The sequence below is a fragment of the Actinoplanes italicus genome (assembly GCF_003001815.1).
Classification (GTDB): Bacteria; Actinomycetota; Actinomycetes; order Mycobacteriales; family Micromonosporaceae; genus Actinoplanes; species Actinoplanes italicus.
In genome coordinates, this window is the sequence record NZ_PVMZ01000008.1 from 310682 (window position 1) to 332383 (window position 21702).

A 21702-nucleotide genomic window follows, 5' to 3' on the forward strand; every position below is an offset into this window, starting at 1 on the left:
AGGTGAATCGCGAAGAGTTGGCAGACTTTCTGCGACAGCGCCGGGCCGCCCTCACTCCTGTTCACCGCACAGCCCGCCGAACCCGCGGTCTCCGGCGTGAGGAGGTCGCCGAGCGTGCCTACATCTCGATCGACTACTACACCCGGCTCGAGCAACGGCGCGGCCCGCGACCGTCACCCGAGGTGGCCTCGGCGCTCTCCCAGGCGCTGGACCTGACCGTTGACGAACGCGACCACCTGTTCCACCTGATCGGCCACAACCCACCCCAGCGGACCACGGACCTTGACCAGGTCGATCCGGGGCTCCGCCGGGTGCTGCACGCGCTCGACGGAAACCCGGCGATGATCATGTCGAACCTGGCCCACACCCTGATGCAGAACCCGCTGGCCCTGGAACTGTTCGGCGACCAGACGCATTACACGGGTCTGGAGCGAAGCGGCTACTTCCGGTGGTTCATGACGCCGCAGGAACGCAGCATCTATCCCGCGGACATCTACGCCGCTCAGAGCGCGACCTATGCCGCCGCGGTCCGCGCAGCGGCGGACCAGGAACCTGATCCCGCCGAAGCCGAACGCATGATCGCGACGCTGTTGGTCGAAAGCGCCGAGTTCCGGGAGCTCTGGGACAACCACGAGGTACGGCTCTGCCGTCAGGAGACCACATCGTTGCTGCACCCGACGGCCGGCCGGGTCGACTTCGACTGTGAGGTCGTCTTCAGCCCCGACCGCCTGCAGCGCATGCTCGTTTTCACCGCCCACAATGGCAAGGACCTGCGCAACCTGGTCATCTCCGGACGGCCGGGCACCCTCGTGGGATGACACCTTCGGCACGTAGCGCGGCCAGCAACGGTGGCAGAAAGATGTCTCCCGACGTCTGCCGGCCCCGTAGCCGGCGGCGAAGGAATCCCCGAGAACCGTCATGGTCAGCGGCGGCCCAGCCAACGCGCGCCGATCAGGCCCTCTGCCCGTGGCGGCGGTTGCATCGCGACGGGAACGATGCGTTGCACGCTGCGGGCCTGCGGATGATGACCACGACCGTGCCGGCCAACACGGCCACCACCGCACCGAACACCGCGCTCAGAAATATGGTCACCAGCAAGAATCCGGATCCCTCGCCGCGTCCGAGATCTCACGTCGGCTGCCGGGCCGGGCTTCCCCTCACCCGTGCGGTCGCAGCACCCTGGGGTCCGACGTCGCATGAGTTTCTCCATTCGACTTCCGTTGCGGCGAAGGCCAGCCTCTGGCCACGGACGTCGAACGATCACATATGGAGCAGTACCGAACCAGGGACCGTCAATCCTTGACGTACCGACTGCGGAAGATTCAGCCCGGACTGGAACGGCGAAAACGATGCGTTGCGACCTTGGTGGTCGTGGTTCCTCCTCCCGCCGCAAGCGGCAAGGTCGGTTAGCCATCAGTCCGCTGACGGCTCCAGCCCGGGCACCGCGACGGCGGAAATGCCGGCGATCATCGCCTCGAACATCCAGGACAGGCGCTGCCCTCCGGTGCCGGAGAACAACTCGTGCCGGGCCCGGGCGATATTTGGGCAGTCGCCGTCGGCGGCGTCGTTCAACGCCTCGACGAATACGTCCTGCTCCGCCTGTGCCCCCTTCGCCTCGCTGCGCACGCCCTGCTCCGCGGCGGTGGCGGTGCCGTGCTGCAGCAGCAGGTCGACACCCCACGCCGCCTGAGCCACCGGCACTCCGCCGACGTACAGCAACCCGAGCAGGGTGTCGACCAGACGCACGTAATGCGAGCCCGACGGGCGCAGCGCCAGGATCGATCGTGCCAGGCTGGGCTGGCCGATCAGCAGCTCCGTATAGCCGGTGAGCAACTCGATCAGTTCCTCGCGCCAACGCTCGCCTGTCCGACCCGGATGGGGCAGAGTGAGGCCGGCGAGCAGTTCGTCGAGGATCGCGCCGTGCAACTCGGCCATGTTCTGCACGTAGACGTAGAGGGAGGCCGGGCCAGTGTCGAGTTCGGCGGCCAGCCGCCGCATCGTCACCCGCTCCAAGCCCTCCTCCTTCATGATGCGCAATGCCACACTGACGGCGCCCGCTCGGCTCAGCGGCGGCTTGGCCGGCCGGTCACGTCGGCTGACGGGGATTCGACGGGGACTCATAACGCGATCGTAGCGAACACGTTCGTGCGTCAAACTTGTCGCCCGCTCTGCGCCGAATCAGCGCCGGCTGGTGACGCCGTCAAGGACGACGCGGGTGCCGCGGCGCCAGATGGCGCGGGTGTTAAGTGTGTCGCTGATGGTGATGGTCGGGTCGCCGTCGACGAGCAGCAGGTCTGCGCGCAGGCCGGGGGCGACGCGGCCGCGGTCGTCGAGGCCGAACCGGCGTGCCGGGGTGCTGGTGGCCGCGCGCAAAGCCTCGACGGGGGTGAGCCCGGCCCGCACGAGGTATTGCAGTTCGTGGTGGACGCTGGCGCCGTGGGCCAGACCGCCGAGGAAGGGCAGGGCTACCGACGCGTCGGTGCCGACCAGGATGTCGACTCCGGCATCGTGCAGGGCCTTCACGGAGGCGAGCACGTCGGCGAGGTTGCCCTGCGGGTAGTGGCCGAAGCTGGAACGCAGGGTCGTCATCCAGTCGTCGGGCAGCCGGGATGCCACCCGGGGGTCGGCGGCGAGCTCGCCGCCGGTGATACCGATCATCGAGGCGTTGAGGACCACGCACGGCACGACGAACGCGCCGGAACCGGCGACCAGGGCGATGATCTCGTCGGTGTGCGGCCGGTCCATGAACAGGTGCGCCAACCCCCCGATTCCGGCCTCGATCGCCATCCGGGTGGCGTCGATGGTCAGCGCGTGCGCAACTGTGAGCATGCCGTGCCGCCTGGCCTCCGCGACGCCCGCGTCAAGGGTCGCCTGGTCCAGCATGGGCAGTCCGGGATGGCCCTCGACGCTGCCGTCGTCAACCATGAACTTGATGTAGTCCGACCCGGTCTCGACCAGCTGCGGGATGAACGCCACCGCCTGTTCCGGGGTGGTGGAGAACGGCATCACCGGCGGCCGGCCGGCCGGGCGTGCTCCCGGCGGCGGGGTCGCGCCGGGAGGCGGGCCGGGGCGGAAGTCCTTGGGGAACAGCTCGCTGGGATGCCCGCCGGGCGGGGTGATCCCGAACCCGGACGAGCGCACGTCGGCGACCGTGTCGTTCTTACTGAGGTGCGCCCGGTTGTGCCGGGTGTTGGTGCCCTGCATCTCCAGCTCGGTCGTCACTCCGAACCGAAGTGCCAGCGCCAGGTTCGCCGGGTTGGTGTGCACGTGCGCATCGATCAGGCCGGGCAGCAGTGTCGCGCCCTTCGCGTCGACGATCACCGCGCCCACAGGCGGCTCACTGCCCACCGCAGTGATCAGGTCGCCGTCCAGCAGCACGGTCGTTGCATCGAGAACAGCGGACCCGTCAAAGATTCGTGCGTTGATGATGGCGGTTGTCATGGTGCTGCACCTTTCGTCATGCGCGGAATGGCGCTGGTCGCCGATGGCCGGTGGACTCGAATGCTGGTGGGGTTGGTTCGCGTGGCCTAGCGCTTCCGCAAGGTCAACCGGACGTAACGGCCGCTCTGCCGTTCCCGGCCCTGCCCGGGCGCCGCCGCGGCATCAGGCCGTGGGCCTTGCCCCACGCCTGCAAAACAACGAACGCGTTCGTTGGAAACGTACAGCATGATGAACGCGTTCGCAACGAACACGTTCGTTAGGCGTGGCACGAGAGCCACCGAACGATCCCAAGCGCCGCGCTTCACACCCGCTGGGGCTTCACCGACGCCGCACACTTCAGCAAAGGGTTCCGCACCGCCTACGGCATGAGCCCGCGCGTCATCGGCCGTGCACCGCGGCCGCGCTCAATAGCCTCTCGACCGGTGACTCCGTGGTTCGTAGCCTGCCGAGTGCCGTTCCATCGTGAGCGTCGCCGTGAATCGGGGGGCGGCGGACATCCGTGGACTGCCAGTGGATGGCAACATTGGCCAGCACATTGGTAACTCACCGTAGTTGAAAGCGACGACGTCGGTGGCACCGCTCGCGACTAGAAAAGCCCAGCTCAGTAGCTAGATCCATATTGGACAGCACGGCTGACGGACACACGATCACCATCGGATCACCACGGTCCCACAAAGTGGGATTCCCGCGGCCGAAAATAGGAAACAAAAAGACCGTGACCCCTGTTTTTGCTGGTCACGGCCTTGATTATTTGTGCGCCCGAAGGGACTCGAACCCCTAACCTTCTGATCCGTAGTCAGATGCTCTATCCATTGAGCTACGGGCGCTTGCTTGGTGCTGAGCCAGCCTACAACACCGACTTTCGCGCGGAGACTCCGGGATTCGAACCCGGGAGGGGCGGTAAAACCCCAACCGCATTAGCAGTGCGGCGCCATAGACCGGACTAGGCGAAGTCTCCCTGGCAGCCCGAGGACTACCGAGACCTGACAATACCGGACCTCCTGACGCCCACACAAAGGGGTCGCCATCCGGCACACCGAAGATCTTCCCGAGAGGGCGCGAACAGGCGAAACGTCGCGGCAGCGGCTAGGCTGCCAGCGATGGAGGACAACACGCGCCGGGAAGCTCCGCGGGCTCGGGATCCGCGAAGCCCGTTCAGCACGCCCGAGCAGACGCCTCCCGCCGAGGAGCCCGCGGCCAAGCCGGCTCGCCGCAGTTCTCCTCCGGCGGTCACGTTCCAGCCGCCGGCTCCGGCTTCCGGTGCCGAAGGTCACACATCAACCCCCTCTTCCGGTACGGGTGAGCCGGCCCCGCGCCGAACCCAGCGCAGGCCTGTCGCGCGCCCGTCCGAACCTGCCGACGCTTCGCCCGCCGCCACTGTGCCGTCCCAGCCGAAACGAAGCACGGACCACCGGCCGTCCGCCGCCAAGAACAAAGTCGCCGGCGACAGCGCCGGGGACAAGAGCGACAGCGGCAGCGGCAACGCCGGGGACAAGAGTGACAGCGGCAGCGGCGGCAACGCCGGACATCCGGGCGGCGACCAAGCCGCGGCCGTGACGCCCGCCGCCTCGCCCAAACCGGCCAGGAAGGCAACCCCCGCCAAGAAGACCACCCCGGTGAAGAAAGCCACGCCGGTCAAGAAGGCGGCTTCGGCGAGGAAGGCGACGCCGGAAATCGCGGCCGCACCGGTGAAGAAGGCCTCCGCCAAACGCGCCCCGGCAAAGATGTCCGCCGCCGCAGCATCGTCCGGTAGCCAGCCGGAGCCTGCCGCCCTCACCGAAACGGCCGGCCCGGCGGCACCGGTGAAGGCGGCCGACCCGGCGATCCCATCCGGATCAGCGGAGTCAGTGGAGCCGGGCACAACCGCCGGAACCGCAGAGACGGCTGAACCGGCGACGACGGTTGAGACCGCGATGGTTGAGACAGCGGCGGTTGAGACAGCGGCGGTTGAGACCGCGACGACGGCCGGCGAGCCGGTGGTGCGGCTGCGCATGGTGCCTGAGGAACCCGCACCCGGGCACCCCGGCTCGCTCATCGAGCAGCTGCTCGCGGACCCCACCCGCAGCCCGGAGATCCTCGCCGGAACCGCAGTCCGCACCCTGGGCCCCAAGGCCCGCGACTGGGCGAAAGGCGCGAGAGCCACCTACCCCACCGCCTCGACGGAGGCGCTAGGTAGGCTGGCCGTGCAGCACTTCGTCCGCTCGGCGGGAGTCCGTGGTGGGTTCGGGGCGCTCGCGGGCCCGTACACCCCGATAGCTCTTGCGACCGCCACCGTGATCACGCACGCCGAGCTGGTGTTGCACCTGGCCGCCGTCTACGGCCTGGATCCCACCGACCCGCAGCGGGCCGACGACCTGTTGAAGCTGGCGAGTCCGGGTGCGGGCCCGATCGTGGTGTGGGCCGCGCTGAGCCTGATCAGCCGGAGCCTGCCGGGTGTGGGCCTGATTGCCGCGGTGCTGGGGGCGCGGGCGACGGCGGAGGCGGTGGCGGTACGGGCAAGCAGGTTTTACAGGGAGAGCCAGGACAGCCACTCGTCGGGCAGCAGCTGATAGCCGACGAAGGCGACGATGTCGAGCAGGCTGTGCGCGACGATCAGCGGCATCACCCGCTTGGTCCTCAGGTAGAACAGGGCGAAGACCACGCCCATGATCGCGTTGCCGATGAAGCCGCCGAAGCCCTGGTATAGGTGGTATGAGCCGCGCAGGACGGCGGACGCCGCGATGATCCAGACCGGCGAGATCTCCATGGTGCGCAGCCGGGTGACGAGATACCCGACGACGATCACCTCTTCGAGCACCGAGTTCTGCACGGCCGAGATGATCAGCACCGGCACGGTCCACCAGTACGGGTTGAGGCCGGAAGGAGCGATCTGCGCGTTGATGCCGAGTTGCAGGGCCGCCCAGACGAGGAGCAGGCCGGGGAGTCCGATGCCGGCCGCGAGTCCGGCGCCCCAGCCCAGGTCGTAGGCGGGCCGCCGATAGTCGATGCCGAGGTCGCGTGGCCGGATGCGGTCGCGGGCCAGCAGGTACAGCGCGAGGACGACCGGGATCAGCGCGAAGAAGATGCCGAGCACCTGGTAGGTGAGGTCGAGGTAGGGGCGCGGCGAGATGGTCGGGTTCAGGGTGGTGGTCTGCTGCGCGAGTGGCTTGTCCGCGGTGAGTTTCGCGGTGATCGACACGACGGAGTAGACGGCTGACTGGCCGAGCGACAGCAGCAGCACGATGGCGATCTCGGGGCCGTAGGAACGGCGGCTGGTCTGCTGCTGCTCGTCGAGAGTCACGCGCCCACTTTAGGTCGTGTTCCGAGACCCTTTTCAGAACCGGTTCGGGGAATACACAAAAACGGCCATATCGCCGTACGACGCGCCGCGCAACGTGGTGAGTCGCACGCCCGGTGCGTCGTGTTCCTGACTGTGCTGACCACCCTGAATGGCATGGGAGACCTCGCACGCTTGCTCAAGGAGAGCTGGAGTCTCGTCGAGGAGCATCAGGACAAGGTTGCAGGGTATTTCTACGCGCGCATCTTCCTGTCGTACCCGGATCTGCGCGACCTGTTCCCGGTGCAGATGGATGTGCAGCGAGCCCGTCTGCTGGGTGCGATCGTGCAGGCCGTACAGACGCTGGAGGACCCGGAGCGGTTCGACGAGTACCTGCGGGCGCTCGGCCGCGACCACCGCAAGTTCCACGTGGAACCGGAGCACTACGAGGTGGTCGGCGGTGCCCTGATCGAGTCGATGCGGGCGTTCGCCGGCGAGGAGTGGGGCGTCGAGTACGACCAGGCGTGGGCCGACGCGTACGCCGTGATCGCCTCGAAGATGCTCGCCGGTGCGGAGGCGGACCCGAACCCGCCGTACTGGTACGGCGAGGTGGTCGCGCACGAGCGCCGTTCCCGGGACATCGCGGTGTTCACGGTCCTGCCCTTGCAGCCGCTCGACTACCGGGCCGGGCAGTACCTGAGCATAGAGGCCCCGCGCTACCAGCCGCGGCTGTGGCGCACCTACTCGCCGGCGAACGCACCCCGGCGGGACAACACCCTGGAGTTCCATGTACGTGCTGTCGGCGCCGGCTGGGTGTCGAGCGCCCTGGTCCGGCGCCTGCAGGTGGGCGACATGATCAAGCTGGCCGCGCCGATGGGCTCGATGACGCTTGATCGAAGATCGACCCGGGACGCCGTCTTCGTGGCCGGTGGTACCGGGCTGGCCCCGATCAAATCCTTGCTCGAGGAGCTGACCCGGTACAACCGGACCCGCTGGGTGCATGTCTTCTTCGGCGCGCGCAACCGTGAGGACCTGTACGACCTGGCCGACCTGAACCGGCTGGCGGCCCGCTACCCGTGGCTGTCGGTGGTGACCGCTTGCAGTGAGGACCCCACCTTCCCGGGCGAGCAGGGTGACATCTCGGACGTGGTGGCGAAGTACGGCCCGTGGAAGGAGCACGACTTCTTCGTATCCGGATCGGGCCGGATGGTGAAGGCCACCCTGAAGCGCCTCGCCGAGCTACAGGTGCCGAGTGTCCGGATAAAGTACGACAGCTTCTCCGAATAAGGCGAACCGATTGAGCCGGTCAGTAGTCCCAGGGCCGTCCGGTCTGCTGGTACTGGGCTACCGGCACCAGCTTGGCGTCGACAGCCATCCGGTCCACGTAGAGCCGCCCTTCCAGGTGGTCGATCTCGTGGCTGATCAGCCGGGCCAGCGCCCGCTCGAACGTGGTGACCACCCGGGTCCCGTCGAACCGGGCGTGCTCCACGTCGATCCGCAGCGGCCGCGGCACTAGTCCGCGGTAGTCGAAGAACGACAGACAGCCCTCATACTGCTCGTCGTAATCCGGGGATTCACCGACCACCCTCGGGTTGAGCAGGACGACCGGTTCGGTGTCACGTTCCGGCGGGCGGACGACGGCGGCCGCGACCGGCACCCCGATCTGTGGTGCGGCGAGACCCACCCCCTTGCTGAACTCGTGCAGGTCCTCCAAGCGGCCGAGGGAGGTGAGCAGCCGGGTGACCGCATTGCGGGCCGCGTCTCCCTCACGGGGGAGCTGGAAGTGACGGGCCCGCTGCCGGAGCAGGTCGGATCCGCGCTGGATGATGCCGATACCGCGCATCCGGTGCGAGGCCCGGGGCAGGGCCGGCTCCGGCGGTCCGGTCTCCTCGTAGACCGGCGCGTCGGCGCCGCGATACCGCCACTCCAGGCGATACCGCGCGTTGAGCAGGGGCGCGTCTGTAGACCACTCGAAAATGGCACGACCTCCCTCGGTGCGGCGTTCCAACGGGGTACGGACGGGCACCTCGGCGGCGAGGGACGCCTCCACACCCCAGACCTGGGGTTCGAAGCTCTCCGGGAGTTTCAGCCGCACGGTCAGCGACCGGGTCGGCAGACGGACGGCGCGCTGGAACCACTGGCCCCACTTCTCTTCGCCGACCGAGTAGGCGTACACGATGGTGGTCCGTTCGCCGGGATAGAGCGGGAACTGGCCGCGGTCGTTGGCGAACATGAGCCAGACCTCTTTGGACGCGTCCCGGTCGAGCTTGACCCGCCACTGCATGGGCTCGGCCGCGACACCCTCGCCGGCGAAAGCCCGCACGTCCATCTCGTCGAAGCTGAGAGGGTTCTCCCGGTGGTGCCGGTTGGAGCCGGCCGGGTCGTGCGGGTAACGGTCCACGGAGATCTTGGCGAGGTAGCGGGTGACCGGTTCCACACCGGCGTTGTACAGCCATCGCTGGACGGTGCAGCGGTAGGCGCCGTCGGTGTAGGCGAGCTCGGCGACCTCACGCTCGACGATCAGGCCGGTGCCGGGCGGCAGCCACTGGACCGGCACCGGAGGGTCACGGTGCGGTCCGTTGTTGCGGGTGTGCCGGAGTTCGTCGTACTCCTGGAATTTCTGCCAGATCGCCCCGCCCGCACCGAGGACCGCTTCGGCCCGGCGGGCGAAGTCCTCGGTCGGTTTGTGCCGCCGTCCCTCGACGTGGCTGACGTAGGAGGGATCGAAGCCCATGCGCGCGGCGAGCTGCTTCTTCGTCATCCCGCGCTCGACCCGCCATTGCGCGAGCGCCGTGACGAACTGATCTGCGGCCCTCTCAATGGGCGAGGTGGTCATCACGGATGTCCCCTTCGCGACGGCATGTTCAGTGTCGCCGGGGTACGTGTCCGTAAGGAGCTACTAGCGTTTTGCCGACAAATACCTTGACGAATCCGACAGCGCCGCGACGCTACGTAAAGTAATCATCACCTTGGGCATTCGCCCGAAAGATCCGCTTAGACCGGTGTGGTTAGGCTACCCTTAACCGGGTACCGTAGTGTCGCCGCTCCACAAGAGCAGGCTCGGCTCCTCAAGACTTGGCAAGATCATCCGCAAGGAGACATGCGGTGACTCAGCGACGAGTGCCGCGGGCAGGCGGACGCCCGTGACCAGCCCCACCATGGAGCTGACGCAGATCCGCCCCCGGCCGCTGGCGCCGGTCACCGCGAGCCTGCGTGCCATGTTCGGCACCAGCACCGAGGTTCCCGGGCTGGCCCCCGACCTGGTGGTCCGCGACCTGGCCGGCTGGACGCCGACGGCCCGTCTGGCCGACGTGCACCTGGACACCCTCCTCGACGCGGCCCGTCATCGCTGGAACGCTCAGCCGCACGCGGCCGCCGCGCTCGCCTGGAAGGCGTACACGTACTGGCTCGCCCTGCCCGCCGTGCTCGGCTGGGCGTCGGCGCGACGCGTACCGCTGATCACCTCCACCGACACGCTGATGCACTTCGACGATCCGCGGGCGCTGATCACGCTCGGCATGCGGCCGGACGTCCCGGTCGCGGTCCTGCCCCACGACCCGCTCGCCCTCTCGCGTCTGCCGCAGGTCAAGGTCGTGCCGGACGAGGAGGCACTGCTCGCGGAGTTCCGCCGCAGCATCCTCGACCAGCACCTCGACCCGCTGCTCGACGCCATCCACGGCCGCGTCCGCCTGGGCAAACGCACCCTGCTCGGCTCGCTCGCGTCCGGCGTCGCCTACGGCGTCCTGCGTTCCGCCGACGCGGTCCCCGGCTCGTCCGCCGAGACCATCGACCGGCTGCTCGGCGCCCTCGGCGTGCGCGACCTGATCGAACTGCACCCCACCGAGCAGGGAAAGCTCGACATCCGCCGCAAGACCTGCTGCCTGGCCTTCACCCTGCCGCGGCCCAAGGTCTGCCCGGGGTGCTGCATCAAAACCTCTTAGCTGTACGTACGGCGCGGTGCCGTGACACTCCGGTCACACGTCGGCCCCACGGCGAACGAGCCCCGCACAGGTCTCACGACGGTGCGGGGCTCGTTCGGTGAACCTCAGTAGTGACCGGTGCACCCGAGGCGGCTGCCCGGCGTGGTGGCCCACTCCAGCTGCAGACACGCGCGGATCTGCGTACCGGCGTCGTTGTACATCAGCGACCACTCACGACTGCCGAAGTACTCCCACATCAGGACCGGGGTGTAGATGGTGCCCTGACCCTCCCAGCGTTCCAGGATGACCTTGTCCTGCGACTGGCCGCCGTAGATGCGCGCCCAGACGGTGCGGCACGACGGGCTGTACCGCAGCTGCAGGGTGCGGCCCATGCTGGTGAACGTCTTCGCGGTGATGGCGTCGCCGCCACACGGCTTCGAGGACGGGTACACCTGCGGGTCCTTGTTGTTGCATGCCGAGCCGCAGGCGGCGTTGGCGGGCGATCCGACCAGCAGGGTGGCGGCGGTGAGCAGCACGGACAGGAACGCGAAGAGGGAGAACGATCGGCGGCGCCGTGGAATCGTCTTCATGGGAGGCAGTCCTTTCAACATGGGCAGCAGACGGTCCTATGTGGACACGAGAGGACTGTTCGAGCCCGTGGTCCTTCATGCCGCACAGGACCGATCGGCTCGTTTTCGCGGCTGTGACATTACGGCCGGCGCCAAGGTCGGCAAATATGAACGCGGCGTGACATAGATCATCATCAGCGGTGTCGCGGAGTGATGTCCTCACGGAGCGCTTCGGCGACGCGGAAGACTCGCGGAGCCCGAGCGGCCGCACGGCGGTCCGGTCACGACCGGCAGAACCGCCGTGCGGTTTCGACCGTCAGTAAGGTTCGCCACCGGTCAGGACGGCGTCCTGGTCGTCGACCAGGTGACGGACGTCCCAGACCCAGGCGCCGCCGACCCAGCTCGGGCGGAAGCCCAGCAGGTCGGACATCGTGCGGAGCATCTCGATGTCCCGGGTCTGCGGGGTCAGCACCACCACGCCCGCTTTCCAGAAGCGGAGGTCGGCGAGGGTCATCTCACGGCGAGTGTCGGTGATCTCCGGGATCGGGTTGCCCTGCTTGATCGACGCCATCAGGCCGCTGGTCGGACGCCACGGCGGCGCGAACGCCGCGGTCCGGTCGTTCGGGTCCTGCGGGTTCTGGGCGGGCAACAGCGCGTACGCACCGGCGAGGCGCAGCTCGTGACCGGTCTCCGCGGTCCAGCGCAGCGGGTCGGGGTAGGCGCCGTCCGGCAGCGGCAGGGTGACCATGGTGTGCCGGTCGTCGACGTAGGTCTTCCACGTGCCCGAACTCACGAACGCCGGCACCGGGTCCATCGGAACCGTGGCCAGCGGCTTGGGGATGAGCGGCACCAGCGCCATCGCCACCGCGGTGATCATCGCGACCCGGACCGGGCCGCGGGAGGCCGGCTGGGTACGGATCATGTCGGCCGCGCGCTGACAGCCGAGCGCGAGCACGATGCCGATGATCGGGGCGATCGCCATGGCCCAGCGGGTGGGCACCGCCGAGTCCAGCACCGGGATGCTGTGCAGCACCGCCCAGATGCCGGGGACACCGGTGTCCTCCCCGTTGAGCACGACGCTGGGGCCGAGCGACATGGCAGCGAAGAGGACCGCGATGCCGCCGATGGTGAGCACCGCCGCAGAGCGGCGCAGCCAGAGGAGCAGGCCGGCGAAGAGCACGAGCAGACCCCAGCCGAAGAACGCGTTCTCTTCCGCCGGGTTCTGCGCGAGGCGAGCGGCGACGGCCGCGTCACCGGCGACCGAATGCCGGGAGTAGGCGGCGTACGAACCGAGGTCGGCGCCGAAAGCCCGTACCGATTCATGAAGACCCTGATAGCTCTGCGGGCCGATGAACTGAACGCTGAGCGGGTAGGCCAGGGCCGCCAGAGTGGCGAGCGCGGTGATGCCGAGCGCTCGCAGGAACGGCAGGACGTCACCCGGGTGGCTCTTGCGCCGGACCACCGCCATGACGGCGCAGAAGAAGCCGAGGCCGACCGCGGTCATGAACAGGATCTCGAGGTTGATGAACGCCTGCCAGACGAGCAGGACGGCCAGGATCAGCCCGTTGCGGACCGCCTTGCCCGGAACGCGCAGTTCGAGCGTGCGCCAGATGATCAGCGGGACGAGGAACTGCGAGACGATGTTGGGGTGCCCGCCGGCGTGCGAGACCATGCTCGGCGCGAAGGTGCAGAAGAGCGCACCCACCCAGGCGGCCGCGCGAGATGTGACGAACCGACGCGAGAGCACCAGATACCACGACGCGCCGGTAAATGCCAATGCGCCGGTGAGAAATACGTTGAACGCCACATGAGGACCGAACAGAAGAGTGATGGGCGTCAGTGGCAAGGAAACGGCCAACACTGAGGTGTTGGCCATCATGTTCACCCCGTCGGGGTAATTCATGCGGTCCGAGAAGAACGGATAGACGCCATCGGTGAGCACGCGTGCACCGTGCGCCAGCATCCACTCGAAGAAAGCTTGATCCTGCGGATCATCGCGCAGTTCATGATCAAGATTGAGCCACAACGGTGCGGTCAGGTAGAGCGCGACGGCCAGCATGCTGACGAGCGCGGCGACATCCCGCCAGGTGAGCCAGCGGCGCCAGAAGGGGCGTCCGACCTGCTCTTCGACGGTTTCGATGATGGGCGCCACAACGGCCGGCGCGGCCACCGCGACACTTGACCCGAGGGCTATCAGCTCGGCGTCCAGGTCGTCGTCGGCGGTCACTTGGCGCGGCGGCAGAAGGTTCTCGCCGGTCGACTGGCCTGTCGAGTCAAAACCCGTAATCGTCATAGCATCGGCGAGCCTAACCGAGGTTTCCGAGAAGCCAGCGGTGTGCGCCCCAGGCGTGATAGAGCCGATATGTACGCGTGTTTTCCGCGTGTCCAAGCGGTCACCCAACCTGTGGACTTCCTGCGAGGTAACCCATCCGAGTACTCCACCCGCCTATGTCTCAATCAGGCCAAAAAATCGGGGGTGACCAGCGCTCAACTTTCGGATAGGCGCGTCAGATGGTTAACTTCAGCGGTCCCGCTGTCACTCAGATCGGCAAGATGAGGGAACCTCACCTATGGCAGACATCACCGGAGACCAGCGGATCCAGTCCGAAGTGCTCGAAGGCCTCGCCACGGCTGTGAACCACCGACGCTGGTTCGTCGAGCTCGCTCTCCCGCACCTCGGGGACAACCCCATCGAGATCGGCAGCGGCCTCGGTGACTACGCCATCGAGTGGGCCGAGCACCTGCCGAAGTTCACCGCCACCGAGGCCGACCCCGATCGCCTCGTCCTGCTCAAGGAGCGGATGGCGGAGTTCCCGAACATCGACGTGAAGCAGATGCTGCTCCCCGTCGAGAACCCCGCGGGTGAGTACAGCGCCGCCGTCTCCTACAACGTTCTCGAGCACATCGAGGACCACGTCGGCGCGCTGCGCAGCATGAAGGAACTGGTCCGGCCGGGCGGCAAGGTGATCATCATCGTGCCCGCGTTCATGTTCGCGATGAGCCAGGTGGACGTCGCCACCGGGCACATCCGCCGGTACACCAAGAAGACGCTGGGCGCCGCGTTCACCGAGGCCGGCCTGGAGATCGAGAAGATCCACTACGCGAATGCGCTGGGTCTGCTCGGTTACTACACCGCCACCAGCATCTTCAAGCTCGCCCCGAAAGAGGGGCCGATGGTGAAGATCTACGACTCGCTGGTGCTGCCTGTGACCAAGGCCGCCGAGCGCGTCGTCCGGCCGCCGTTCGGCCAGTCGGTCTTCTGCGTGGCCCGCTCTCCGCGCTGATCCACGCGTTCAAAGGCCGCCGGCGTCGCGCCGGCGGCCTTTACTCATGTCAGCCGCGCACCTGGAAGGTCGGGCGGATCGTGGCCCGGGCCAGGGTGTGGAAGGCCAGGTTGAAACCGACGTACGCCGGCGAGGCGTCCGGGGTCACCTCGAGGCGGTCCACATCGATCGCGTGTACGGCGAACACGTACCGGTGCACGCGGTCGCCCGGCGGCGGCGCCGAACCGCCGTAGTTGCGCTCGCCGTAGTCGTTGCGCACGCAGAACGCGCCGTCCGGCAGCGGGTCCACACCGCGTTCCAGCGACGTGACCGAGACCGGCAGGTTCACCAGCACCCAGTGCCAGAAGCCACTGCCCGTGGGCGCGTCCGGGTCGAAGCAGGTGACCACGAAGCCGCGCGTCTCGGCAGGGAACCCGGACCAGGAGAGCTGCGGCGAGAGGTTCTTCCCACCGACGCTGGTGTGCACGAACATCTCGTCGAGCGGCTGCCCGTCCGTCACGTCCGTGCTGGTCACCGTGAACTCCGGCACCGGTGGCAGAACGTCGTACGGGTCGGGCGCCAAGGCGCGGTCAAGACTCATGGTGGGCCTCCGGCGGCGTGGTGAGTAACTGATCAGGTTTTCCCACGATGGGCAGAGACTAACCGTTCGACGTGTCCGGCGCCTTTCGTCCCCATTGCCGGGCCCCGTCACACGAACGGGTAAACGCACAGGTGGTGCGCATACCTCCGGTCCTCATCGGTGATGCTTCTGTCAGACATCCGACCGGGTGCGTGCGGCAGAGATCCCCGCGCCTGGTTGCGATCGGTCGTCGTACGAGAGCCACGACGATCAGCGAGTCGGCACCCGTCGGACCGGCGGGTGCTGACTGCTGTTCGGGCCCGTTTCAAGGATCGGCTCACTTCAGGCGCGACACCGACAATCCCCGGTACAGCTTGCGGTAGACCACTCCGGTACGCCTGTTCCCGGCGTCGATCATCATCCCGTCGCCCATGTAGATGCCCACATGGCCACGGCCGACCACCAGGTCACCGGGACGCGCCTTGGAACGCGAGACCGACTTCGCCCGGCGCGCCTGTGCTCCGGACGAGTGCGGCAGGCTCAGACCCGCCTTGGCGTAGGCCCGCTTCGTGAACCCCGAGCAGTCGAAACCACCCGGCCCGTCGCCGCCGGGCACGTACCGCTTGCCGAGCTGCGATCTGGCGTACGCGATGACCGCACGCATGTCCCCGGATCCGCCGGACGCCCGCAGGCGCCGCACCGAGGTGCTGCGCGTGCTCGAACGCACCACGCCGCGGTTCGAGACCGAGACACGTTTGCGCTGGACGACGACCCGCTTACGGGCAGGACGGGCGGCCTGGGTACGGGTGGCGCGCACTGCACGCGGTTCGCGGACCGCCGGCCGCTCCGCCGTGCGAACCACCGTGCGGACCGCCGGCCGCTCGAGCGGGCGGGCCGCCTGCCGCGCGAACCCGGCCGCGGGGCGACGCAGGACGGGAACGATGGGGCGTACCCGGGTGGCCGGGCGGGTAGCCACGGCCCGGCGCGGCATGGCACGGGAGACGCGCTGCGCGCTCGCCACCCGGTTCTCCAGCCCGTCGCGTACCGGCGCCGGTTCCAACCCGGCGTCGAATCGGAGCTCGCGTAGCCGGTTCCGAAGCGGCTCCTGTTCGTCGAGCTGTCGTGTCTGGATCCCGGCGCCCAGTGCGTGCTCCGCGAGATCCGGCGTGACCGGCAGGGTCTGGAGCGGTGTGCTGACCGCGTCCGTACCGTGCTCGGCCTGGTCTAGCGTCGGCGTGATGACGGCCAGCGCGAGCGCGCCGGCGGTCAGCACCCGACGGGTGGACGTACCGTGCAGTGTTGCCTCCGAAATAGGCCCGGGGCACTCACGCGAATCCCATCCGAACGCGGCCGATGGTGCCTGCCACGTTTATGCCGCCGTCGAAGGTGGGCAATGGGAACCCGGACAACCGTGCTTATTCCGTGGACCATGCCAACACAACATCGAATCCGCCGGGGCGTGATTCACATAATTGATCCCCGATCACGAACCGATAAACGCTGCGATCAGCGGGGATCCGGCAACTTCACCCGTACGCCCGGAGTGGACATCCCACCGGTGAGCACGGCCTCGCTCAGGTGCACGTCGGACGGCACGTCGAAGGGCAGTACACCGGTGACCGTCTCACCCGGATCCAGCTCGCCGAGCAACGAGGGACTCTGATCGTTGAGAAATACCGCAGCCTCCTCGGCGACGGCGTAGGCTACGCCGTTGGTGTCCTGGACACGCTGCTCACCACTGACGAACACCTCCGGTTCGCCGCTGTTGTTCGTCACCCTCAGGTCCAGCAGACAGAATTGCCCGGCGGCCTTCTGTTCGAGACCTTCCGGGCCGACCGACGTCGTCCCGCACCTCAGCGCGGTCACGTCGAAATCGAAAATCCCGACCGGTGAATCGTCCGGTTCGGCGGCGGTGACCATGACCGTCTCCGGGGTGGTCACGACCGCCCACACCCCGAAGGCGACGAGAGCGGTGGAGATGGCGACTCCACCGGCGACCCAGAGTCGGGTGCGCCACCGGTGGACGTCCGTCCCGTCCTCGTACGACGGGACTTCGCGGGTGGGCGCGGAACGGTGTGGTGCGTACGTCACGGTGTCCCCCAGCGGTCGGATGCGGTTCGCGTCCGGAGATCGGACGCGTTGTCCGTCCATGCTGGGATCGACACGGCCGAACAGGGCCGCGACTCGCCGCATATCTGGTCTTATCGGGCATATAACTTCGTCGCGGTCCCCCCGAAAGAGTGACGTGACCATCCGGGACGATCAGCGTTGCAGCAGAATCTTCCCGAAGTGGTCACTCGACTCCATCAGCTCGTGCGCGGCCGACGCCTCCGCCAGCGCGAAGGTACTGTGAATGACCGGCCGCACCAGACCCGCCGCCACCAGCGGCCACACCTGGTCACGGACGCCGGCCACGATCCGCGCCTTGTCCGCCGTCGGCCGCGCCCGCAACGAGGTGGCCGACACCCGGCCCCGCTTCGCCATCAGCTTGCCCAGATCCAGCTCGGCCGCCCGGCCGCCCTGCATCCCGATCACCGTGATCCGACCGTCCGGCGCCAGCACCTCGATGTTCCGGCACAGGTACTTCGCGCCCATGATGTCCAGCACGACGTCGGCTCCCCGGCCGCCGGTGTGATCCAGCACCGACCGTACGAAATCCTCGCTCTGATAGTCGATCGTCAGCTCGGCACCGAGCGCACGAAGTCGCTCATGCTTGCTCGCCCGTGCCGTGACCAGCACCTTCGCTCCGAGAGCCGAACCCAGCTGCACCGCGAACGTGCCGATCCCGCTGCCGCCGCCGTGCACCAGCAGCGTCTCGCCCGGACGCAGCCGATCACGATCCACCACGTTGGACCACACCGTGCAGGCCACCTCGGGCAGTGCCGCCGCCTCGACCAGCGACAACCCCGCCGGAACCGGAAGCAGTTGCCCCGCCGGGACCGCCACCCGCTCGGCGTAGCCGCCGCCGGACAGCAGCGCACAGACCCGCTCACCCACGTGGTGCCCGGTGACCCCCGCCCCGACCGCGCTGATCACCCCCGAGCACTCCAGCCCCGGGTACGCGGACGCACCGGGTGGCGGTGGATAGAACCCCTGCCGCTGCAGCACATCGGCCCGGTTGACCGCCGAAGCCGTGACGTCGACCACGACCTCACCCTCCGCGGGCTCCGGATCGGGGGCTTCGGCCCACACCAGCTGCTTGTCCTCGATCACGATCGCGTGCATGAACCCGACTCTGCCCCACCGGTACGACAAGAACCAAGCGCGAATGGCAGACTGGAGCGGCACTACGGGAGGGCTCGCCTAGTGGCCGATGGCGCCGGTCTTGAAAACCGGTAAGGGGAAACTCTTCGTGGGTTCGAATCCCACGCCCTCCGCACAGCAATGAGCAGCGAGAATCGCCGCTGGCCTGGGAAGATTCAGGCCAGCGGCGGCTTCCGTAGATCACCAGCCGGTCTCGCTCAGTCTCGCCGCATGCCGTGGGATCTCACCCGTCACGGCAACTACGCGGCAACGGAATCTGCGCGTTCGCCCTGGTCAGCGTCCGCTCCTAGGGCATCATCGATCCTGCGGCGGGTCACTTCGTCCTGCCCGTCAATGCACTTCGTATTGACCTTGCTGGGCACCTGCGCCGGTGCCCGGTTCCGGTGTGACCGCAGTATCCCTGTGCTGGATGATCCACAAGGCCGCTTTTGGGGAGCGGGCTGTGGGTTACGGCTGGCTCCCGGGCCGGAAAGGGTGCCTGCGCCGCCGCCGATCCATCAACGCGCATGCCTCCTCGCTTCCTCCCACGAGGGAGAACGTTCTGTCTCTGTGGATCGCCGGGCGGGCGGATGTGAGAGACAAGCGGGGCTCGGCTGGCCGGGTAACGCATGCGCCGCCGCTGGACCGACAACGCGCACGCGCCGCCAGAAGAACGCGCACGCGCCGCCGCCGGACCGACAACACGCACGCGCCGCCAGAAGAACGCCCACGCGCCGCCGCTGGACCGACAACACGCACGCGCCGCCGCTGGCAGAGGAACGCGCACGCGCCGCCGCTGAACGGACAACACGCACGCGCCGCCACCGGCCGGGCGAACGTGCGCGGCTGAGGCCGCGGCTATTCGGGGACCGGGTTGAGGATTCGCTGGGGGCCGGTTCCGCCGGCGGCAAGGCGGTCGCCCGGGTTGGCGAGCTTGCACCTCTGTAGGGAGAGACAACCGCAGCCGATGCAGCCACTGAGTTCGTCGCGGAGCCGCTCGAGCACGGCGATGCGCTCCTGGAGGCGGTAACGCCAGCTTGCGGACAGCCGGGACCAGTCGGCCTTGGTAGGGGTGCGGTTCTCCGGCAGGGAGGCGAGCGCCTCACGGATTTCGTCGAGCGAGACCCCGACCTGCTGGGCGATCTTGATGAAGGACACCCGGCGCAGTTCAGCCCGATCGTATCGGCGCTGGTTGCCGCTGGTGCGGGACGCATGGATGAGCCCCTCTCGCTCGTAGAAGCGGAGGGCGGACGGCGCCACCCCGCTACGTGCGGAGAGTTCGCCGATGGTGAGCGTCTCCATGGAACTCCTTGAGTTGAAGTGAACTTCAACTTGCAGCCTATGCACATGACCGTGATGACAACACCCCGACACCCGGTGCACACGCTGCTCAGCCGGGTGACGGGCGATGCAAAGCATGCGCCGAGCGCACATTCCACACTGGACGTCCTGTGGGTTCTCTACGACAGGGTGTTACGGATCACACCGGAGACGACCGAAGCGCCGGACCGGGATCGGTTCCTGCTCTCCAAGGGGCACGGGCCGGCCGCCTACTACGCGGTGCTCGCCGCCAAGGGGTTCATCCCCGAGGAATGGCTCGACGATCTCGGCAGCTGGGACAGCCCGCTCGGGCACCACCCGGACCGGGTGCTGCTGCCGGGCGTCGAGGTCGGCACCGGGTCGCTGGGGCACGGACTCGGGCTCGCCGTCGGTACGGCGCTCGGGCTGCGCGCCCAGGGCTTCCTCGACACCAGGACGTTCGTGCTGCTCGGCGACGCGGAGCTGGACGAGGGGTCGAACCACGAGGCGATCGCCTACGCGGCCGCGATCCGGCTGCCGATCACCGCGATCGTCATCGACAACCGCTCCGCCACCCATGGCTGGCCGGGCGGATGGTCCGGCGCGCCCACCTGGATCAGCGAGGACGGCGAGGTCGCCGCAATGAGTGATCGAACGCGCGCCGGACTGTCCGTCGGCATACCCGCACGGTTCCCGAACTGGAGCGTGTCCGTGGTGAACGGGCGCGATCACGACGAGATCGAGAAGGCGCTGCGCCCCGTGGCGGGCCGGCCGAGCCTGGTGGTGGCAGAGGTATGAGAGAGACCTTCATCGCGACGACGACCGCTCTGCTGGACGAGGACCCGCGTACCGCCCTGGTGCTCGCGGACATCTCGGCCGCCTCGTTCGCCGAGGCGCACCGGCGGCATCCGGATCGGGTGCTCAACGTCGGAATCCGGGAGCAGCTGATGGCCGGGGTGGGTGGCGGGCTGGCGCTCACCGGGATGCGACCCATCCTGCACTCGTACGCGCCGTTCCTGATCGACCGGGCGTACGAACAGATCAAGCTCGACTTCGGGCACCAGGACACCGGCGCGGTGCTGGTGAGCATCGGCGGCTCTTACGACGCGGCGGCCGAGGGCTACACGCACCAGTCACCCGGCGACGTCGCCCTGCTGGACACCCTCGACGGCTGGACCGTGCACGTGCCCGGCCACCGGGACGAGGTTCCGGCCATGCTGCGCGACGCGGCACGCCACGACGACCGGGTGTACGTGCGCCTCTCCGCGCAGGAGAACAGCCTGGCACACCCGGACGGCAGCCGGTTGCGGGTGTTGCGCGGCGGCACGGGCCCGCTGGTCGTGGCGGTGGGGCCGATGCTCGACCCGGTGCTGGAGGCGACCACCGGCCTGGACGTCACGGTCGCCTGGACGAACACGCCGCGGCCGTTCGACAGTGACGGGCTGCGTGCCCTGGTCACCACCGGAGAGGTCGTGCTCGTGGAGCCGTACGCCAAAGGCACCTCGGCCCATCTGGTCAGCGAGGCGCTGATCGGGATACCGCACCGTGCGTTGCATCTGGGCGTCGGCCGTGCCGAGGTCCGGCGATACGGCACCCGGTATGACCACGCACGCGCGCACGGTCTGGATCCCGCCGGGCTGCGCCGCTCGATCAGCGGCTTCGTGAGCTGGACAAGAAGCTAGACGGTGACCGGCTTGGGGATCAGGTTGTCCCGTAGTAGCTGCTCGACCCGCCAGACGGTCTCCGAGTCGCCCAGGCGCATCCGGAACCGCTCGCGCACCCCGTCCATCGCGGTGAACCCCAGCTCGATGCCCGGCTTGGACAGGTCGAGACGCCAGGTCACATTGCTGAGATGGCGCAGGTTCGCGTTGAGGTGCAGGCGTAGCCGGTGCAGCGGGCGGGTGTCCTGCGTGACGACCAGACGGCGGCGGGTAAGCAGAAGGAACCAGTCACCGGAGAGTGGGGCGCCCGGGCGTACGCAGCGTGCCACCAGGGTCACAGGGTCGTCGGAGTCCACACAACTCCGGAAGATCGGCAGGTGCCGGTTCGCCGCCGGCGGGGCCGCGGCTGCGAACGTACTCAAGAACACGTCCATGCAGTGTTAACGGAGTATGAATCGAGGAAGAGTCGG

Annotated in this window: 20 protein-coding genes and 3 tRNA genes; 8 read left to right on the forward strand and 15 right to left on the reverse strand. The window is 68.1% G+C overall.

What is annotated here, in order from left to right:
• Positions 1 to 2: 2 nt before the first annotated feature.
• The gene (locus CLV67_RS21500; RefSeq protein WP_106321093.1) at positions 3 to 818 is read left to right on the forward strand and encodes a helix-turn-helix transcriptional regulator; all 816 of its coding nucleotides are present in this window, start codon (positions 3 to 5) and stop codon (positions 816 to 818) included.
• A gap of 595 nt (positions 819 to 1413) precedes the next feature.
• Here CLV67_RS21500 and CLV67_RS21505 read toward each other — a convergent pair.
• From CLV67_RS21505 to CLV67_RS54275, 5 genes are all read right to left on the reverse strand, one after another.
• Positions 1414 to 2121 carry a TetR/AcrR family transcriptional regulator gene (locus tag CLV67_RS21505; RefSeq protein WP_106321095.1) on the reverse strand — a complete coding sequence of 236 codons (708 nt, stop codon included), beginning with the start codon at positions 2119 to 2121 and terminating at the stop codon, positions 1414 to 1416.
• A 57-nt stretch (positions 2122 to 2178) separates the two neighbouring features.
• Positions 2179 to 3441 (reverse strand): amidohydrolase family protein, encoded by a 1263-nt coding sequence (locus CLV67_RS21510; RefSeq protein WP_106321097.1) that lies wholly within the window; start codon positions 3439 to 3441, stop codon positions 2179 to 2181.
• Between the two features lie 754 nt (positions 3442 to 4195).
• Positions 4196 to 4268: transfer RNA gene (locus CLV67_RS21515), tRNA-Arg, on the reverse strand.
• A gap of 40 nt (positions 4269 to 4308) precedes the next feature.
• A tRNA-Ser gene (locus CLV67_RS21520) sits at positions 4309 to 4399 on the reverse strand.
• A gap of 312 nt (positions 4400 to 4711) precedes the next feature.
• Positions 4712 to 5434, reverse strand: a complete 723-nt coding sequence (locus tag CLV67_RS54275; protein ID WP_146169253.1) for a hypothetical protein — start codon at positions 5432 to 5434, stop codon at positions 4712 to 4714.
• Between CLV67_RS54275 and CLV67_RS21530 the strand changes: the two genes are divergently transcribed.
• On the forward strand, positions 5433 to 5990 hold the full coding sequence (locus CLV67_RS21530; protein WP_146169254.1) for a hypothetical protein: 558 nt from the start codon (positions 5433 to 5435) through the stop codon (positions 5988 to 5990). The genes CLV67_RS54275 and CLV67_RS21530 overlap by 2 nt on opposite strands.
• Here the strand turns inward: CLV67_RS21530 and CLV67_RS21535 are convergent.
• Positions 5948 to 6721 carry a CPBP family intramembrane glutamic endopeptidase gene (locus tag CLV67_RS21535; protein WP_106321103.1) on the reverse strand — a complete coding sequence of 258 codons (774 nt, stop codon included), beginning with the start codon at positions 6719 to 6721 and terminating at the stop codon, positions 5948 to 5950. The two genes, CLV67_RS21530 and CLV67_RS21535, sit on opposite strands and share 43 nt — an antisense overlap.
• A gap of 153 nt (positions 6722 to 6874) precedes the next feature.
• Here CLV67_RS21535 and CLV67_RS21540 point away from each other — a divergent pair, with 153 nt between their 5' ends.
• The gene (locus CLV67_RS21540) at positions 6875 to 7984 is read left to right on the forward strand and encodes a globin domain-containing protein (protein ID WP_106321365.1); all 1110 of its coding nucleotides are present in this window, start codon (positions 6875 to 6877) and stop codon (positions 7982 to 7984) included.
• A gap of 19 nt (positions 7985 to 8003) precedes the next feature.
• Here CLV67_RS21540 and CLV67_RS21545 read toward each other — a convergent pair whose 3' ends face one another.
• Positions 8004 to 9533 carry a peptide deformylase gene (locus CLV67_RS21545; protein ID WP_106321105.1) on the reverse strand — a complete coding sequence of 510 codons (1530 nt, stop codon included), beginning with the start codon at positions 9531 to 9533 and terminating at the stop codon, positions 8004 to 8006.
• Between the two features lie 322 nt (positions 9534 to 9855).
• Between CLV67_RS21545 and CLV67_RS21555 the strand changes: the two genes are divergently transcribed.
• The gene (locus tag CLV67_RS21555) at positions 9856 to 10638 is read left to right on the forward strand and encodes a hypothetical protein (RefSeq protein ID WP_106321109.1); all 783 of its coding nucleotides are present in this window, start codon (positions 9856 to 9858) and stop codon (positions 10636 to 10638) included.
• Between the two features lie 104 nt (positions 10639 to 10742).
• On the opposite strand, the gene CLV67_RS21560 is transcribed toward CLV67_RS21555, so the two are convergent.
• Entirely contained in the window at positions 10743 to 11207 is a 465-nt protein-coding gene (locus CLV67_RS21560; protein ID WP_170153951.1) for a DUF2690 domain-containing protein, read from the reverse strand.
• Between the two features lie 295 nt (positions 11208 to 11502).
• The gene (locus CLV67_RS21565) at positions 11503 to 13479 is read right to left on the reverse strand and encodes a DUF6311 domain-containing protein (RefSeq protein WP_106321113.1); all 1977 of its coding nucleotides are present in this window, start codon (positions 13477 to 13479) and stop codon (positions 11503 to 11505) included.
• 277 nt (positions 13480 to 13756) lie between these two features.
• Between CLV67_RS21565 and CLV67_RS21570 the strand changes: the two genes are divergently transcribed.
• Positions 13757 to 14470 carry a class I SAM-dependent methyltransferase gene (locus CLV67_RS21570; protein ID WP_106321115.1) on the forward strand — a complete coding sequence of 238 codons (714 nt, stop codon included), beginning with the start codon at positions 13757 to 13759 and terminating at the stop codon, positions 14468 to 14470.
• A 49-nt stretch (positions 14471 to 14519) separates the two neighbouring features.
• Here CLV67_RS21570 and CLV67_RS21575 read toward each other — a convergent pair whose 3' ends face one another.
• From CLV67_RS21575 to CLV67_RS21590, 4 genes are all read right to left on the reverse strand, one after another.
• The gene (locus CLV67_RS21575; RefSeq protein WP_106321117.1) at positions 14520 to 15050 is read right to left on the reverse strand and encodes a YbhB/YbcL family Raf kinase inhibitor-like protein; all 531 of its coding nucleotides are present in this window, start codon (positions 15048 to 15050) and stop codon (positions 14520 to 14522) included.
• Between the two features lie 316 nt (positions 15051 to 15366).
• Complete coding sequence (locus tag CLV67_RS53475) at positions 15367 to 16302, reverse strand: C40 family peptidase (protein ID WP_239166476.1); 936 nt, start codon at positions 16300 to 16302, stop codon at positions 15367 to 15369.
• A gap of 233 nt (positions 16303 to 16535) precedes the next feature.
• Positions 16536 to 17120 (reverse strand): DUF4352 domain-containing protein, encoded by a 585-nt coding sequence (locus CLV67_RS21585; protein WP_106321369.1) that lies wholly within the window; start codon positions 17118 to 17120, stop codon positions 16536 to 16538.
• A gap of 171 nt (positions 17121 to 17291) precedes the next feature.
• Entirely contained in the window at positions 17292 to 18254 is a 963-nt protein-coding gene (locus tag CLV67_RS21590) for an NAD(P)H-quinone oxidoreductase (RefSeq protein ID WP_106321119.1), read from the reverse strand.
• 67 nt (positions 18255 to 18321) lie between these two features.
• On the opposite strand from CLV67_RS21590, the gene CLV67_RS21595 reads away from it, so the two are divergent.
• A tRNA-Ser gene (locus CLV67_RS21595) sits at positions 18322 to 18406 on the forward strand.
• Between the two features lie 724 nt (positions 18407 to 19130).
• Here CLV67_RS21595 and soxR read toward each other — a convergent pair.
• Positions 19131 to 19574: a redox-sensitive transcriptional activator SoxR gene (gene soxR / locus CLV67_RS21600; protein ID WP_106321121.1), complete on the reverse strand. Its 444-nt coding sequence runs from the start codon at positions 19572 to 19574 to the stop codon at positions 19131 to 19133.
• A gap of 45 nt (positions 19575 to 19619) precedes the next feature.
• Between soxR and CLV67_RS21605 the strand changes: the two genes are divergently transcribed.
• Together CLV67_RS21605 and CLV67_RS21610 are read left to right on the forward strand one after the other, a co-directional pair.
• Positions 19620 to 20369 carry a thiamine pyrophosphate-dependent enzyme gene (locus CLV67_RS21605; protein ID WP_106321371.1) on the forward strand — a complete coding sequence of 250 codons (750 nt, stop codon included), beginning with the start codon at positions 19620 to 19622 and terminating at the stop codon, positions 20367 to 20369.
• Positions 20366 to 21253 carry a transketolase family protein gene (locus CLV67_RS21610; protein WP_106321123.1) on the forward strand — a complete coding sequence of 296 codons (888 nt, stop codon included), beginning with the start codon at positions 20366 to 20368 and terminating at the stop codon, positions 21251 to 21253. Before CLV67_RS21605 ends, CLV67_RS21610 begins: the two co-directional genes overlap by 4 nt.
• On the opposite strand, the gene CLV67_RS21615 is transcribed toward CLV67_RS21610, so the two are convergent.
• On the reverse strand, positions 21250 to 21660 hold the full coding sequence (locus tag CLV67_RS21615) for a hypothetical protein (protein ID WP_239166484.1): 411 nt from the start codon (positions 21658 to 21660) through the stop codon (positions 21250 to 21252). The genes CLV67_RS21610 and CLV67_RS21615 overlap by 4 nt on opposite strands.
• Positions 21661 to 21702 lie beyond the last annotated feature (42 nt).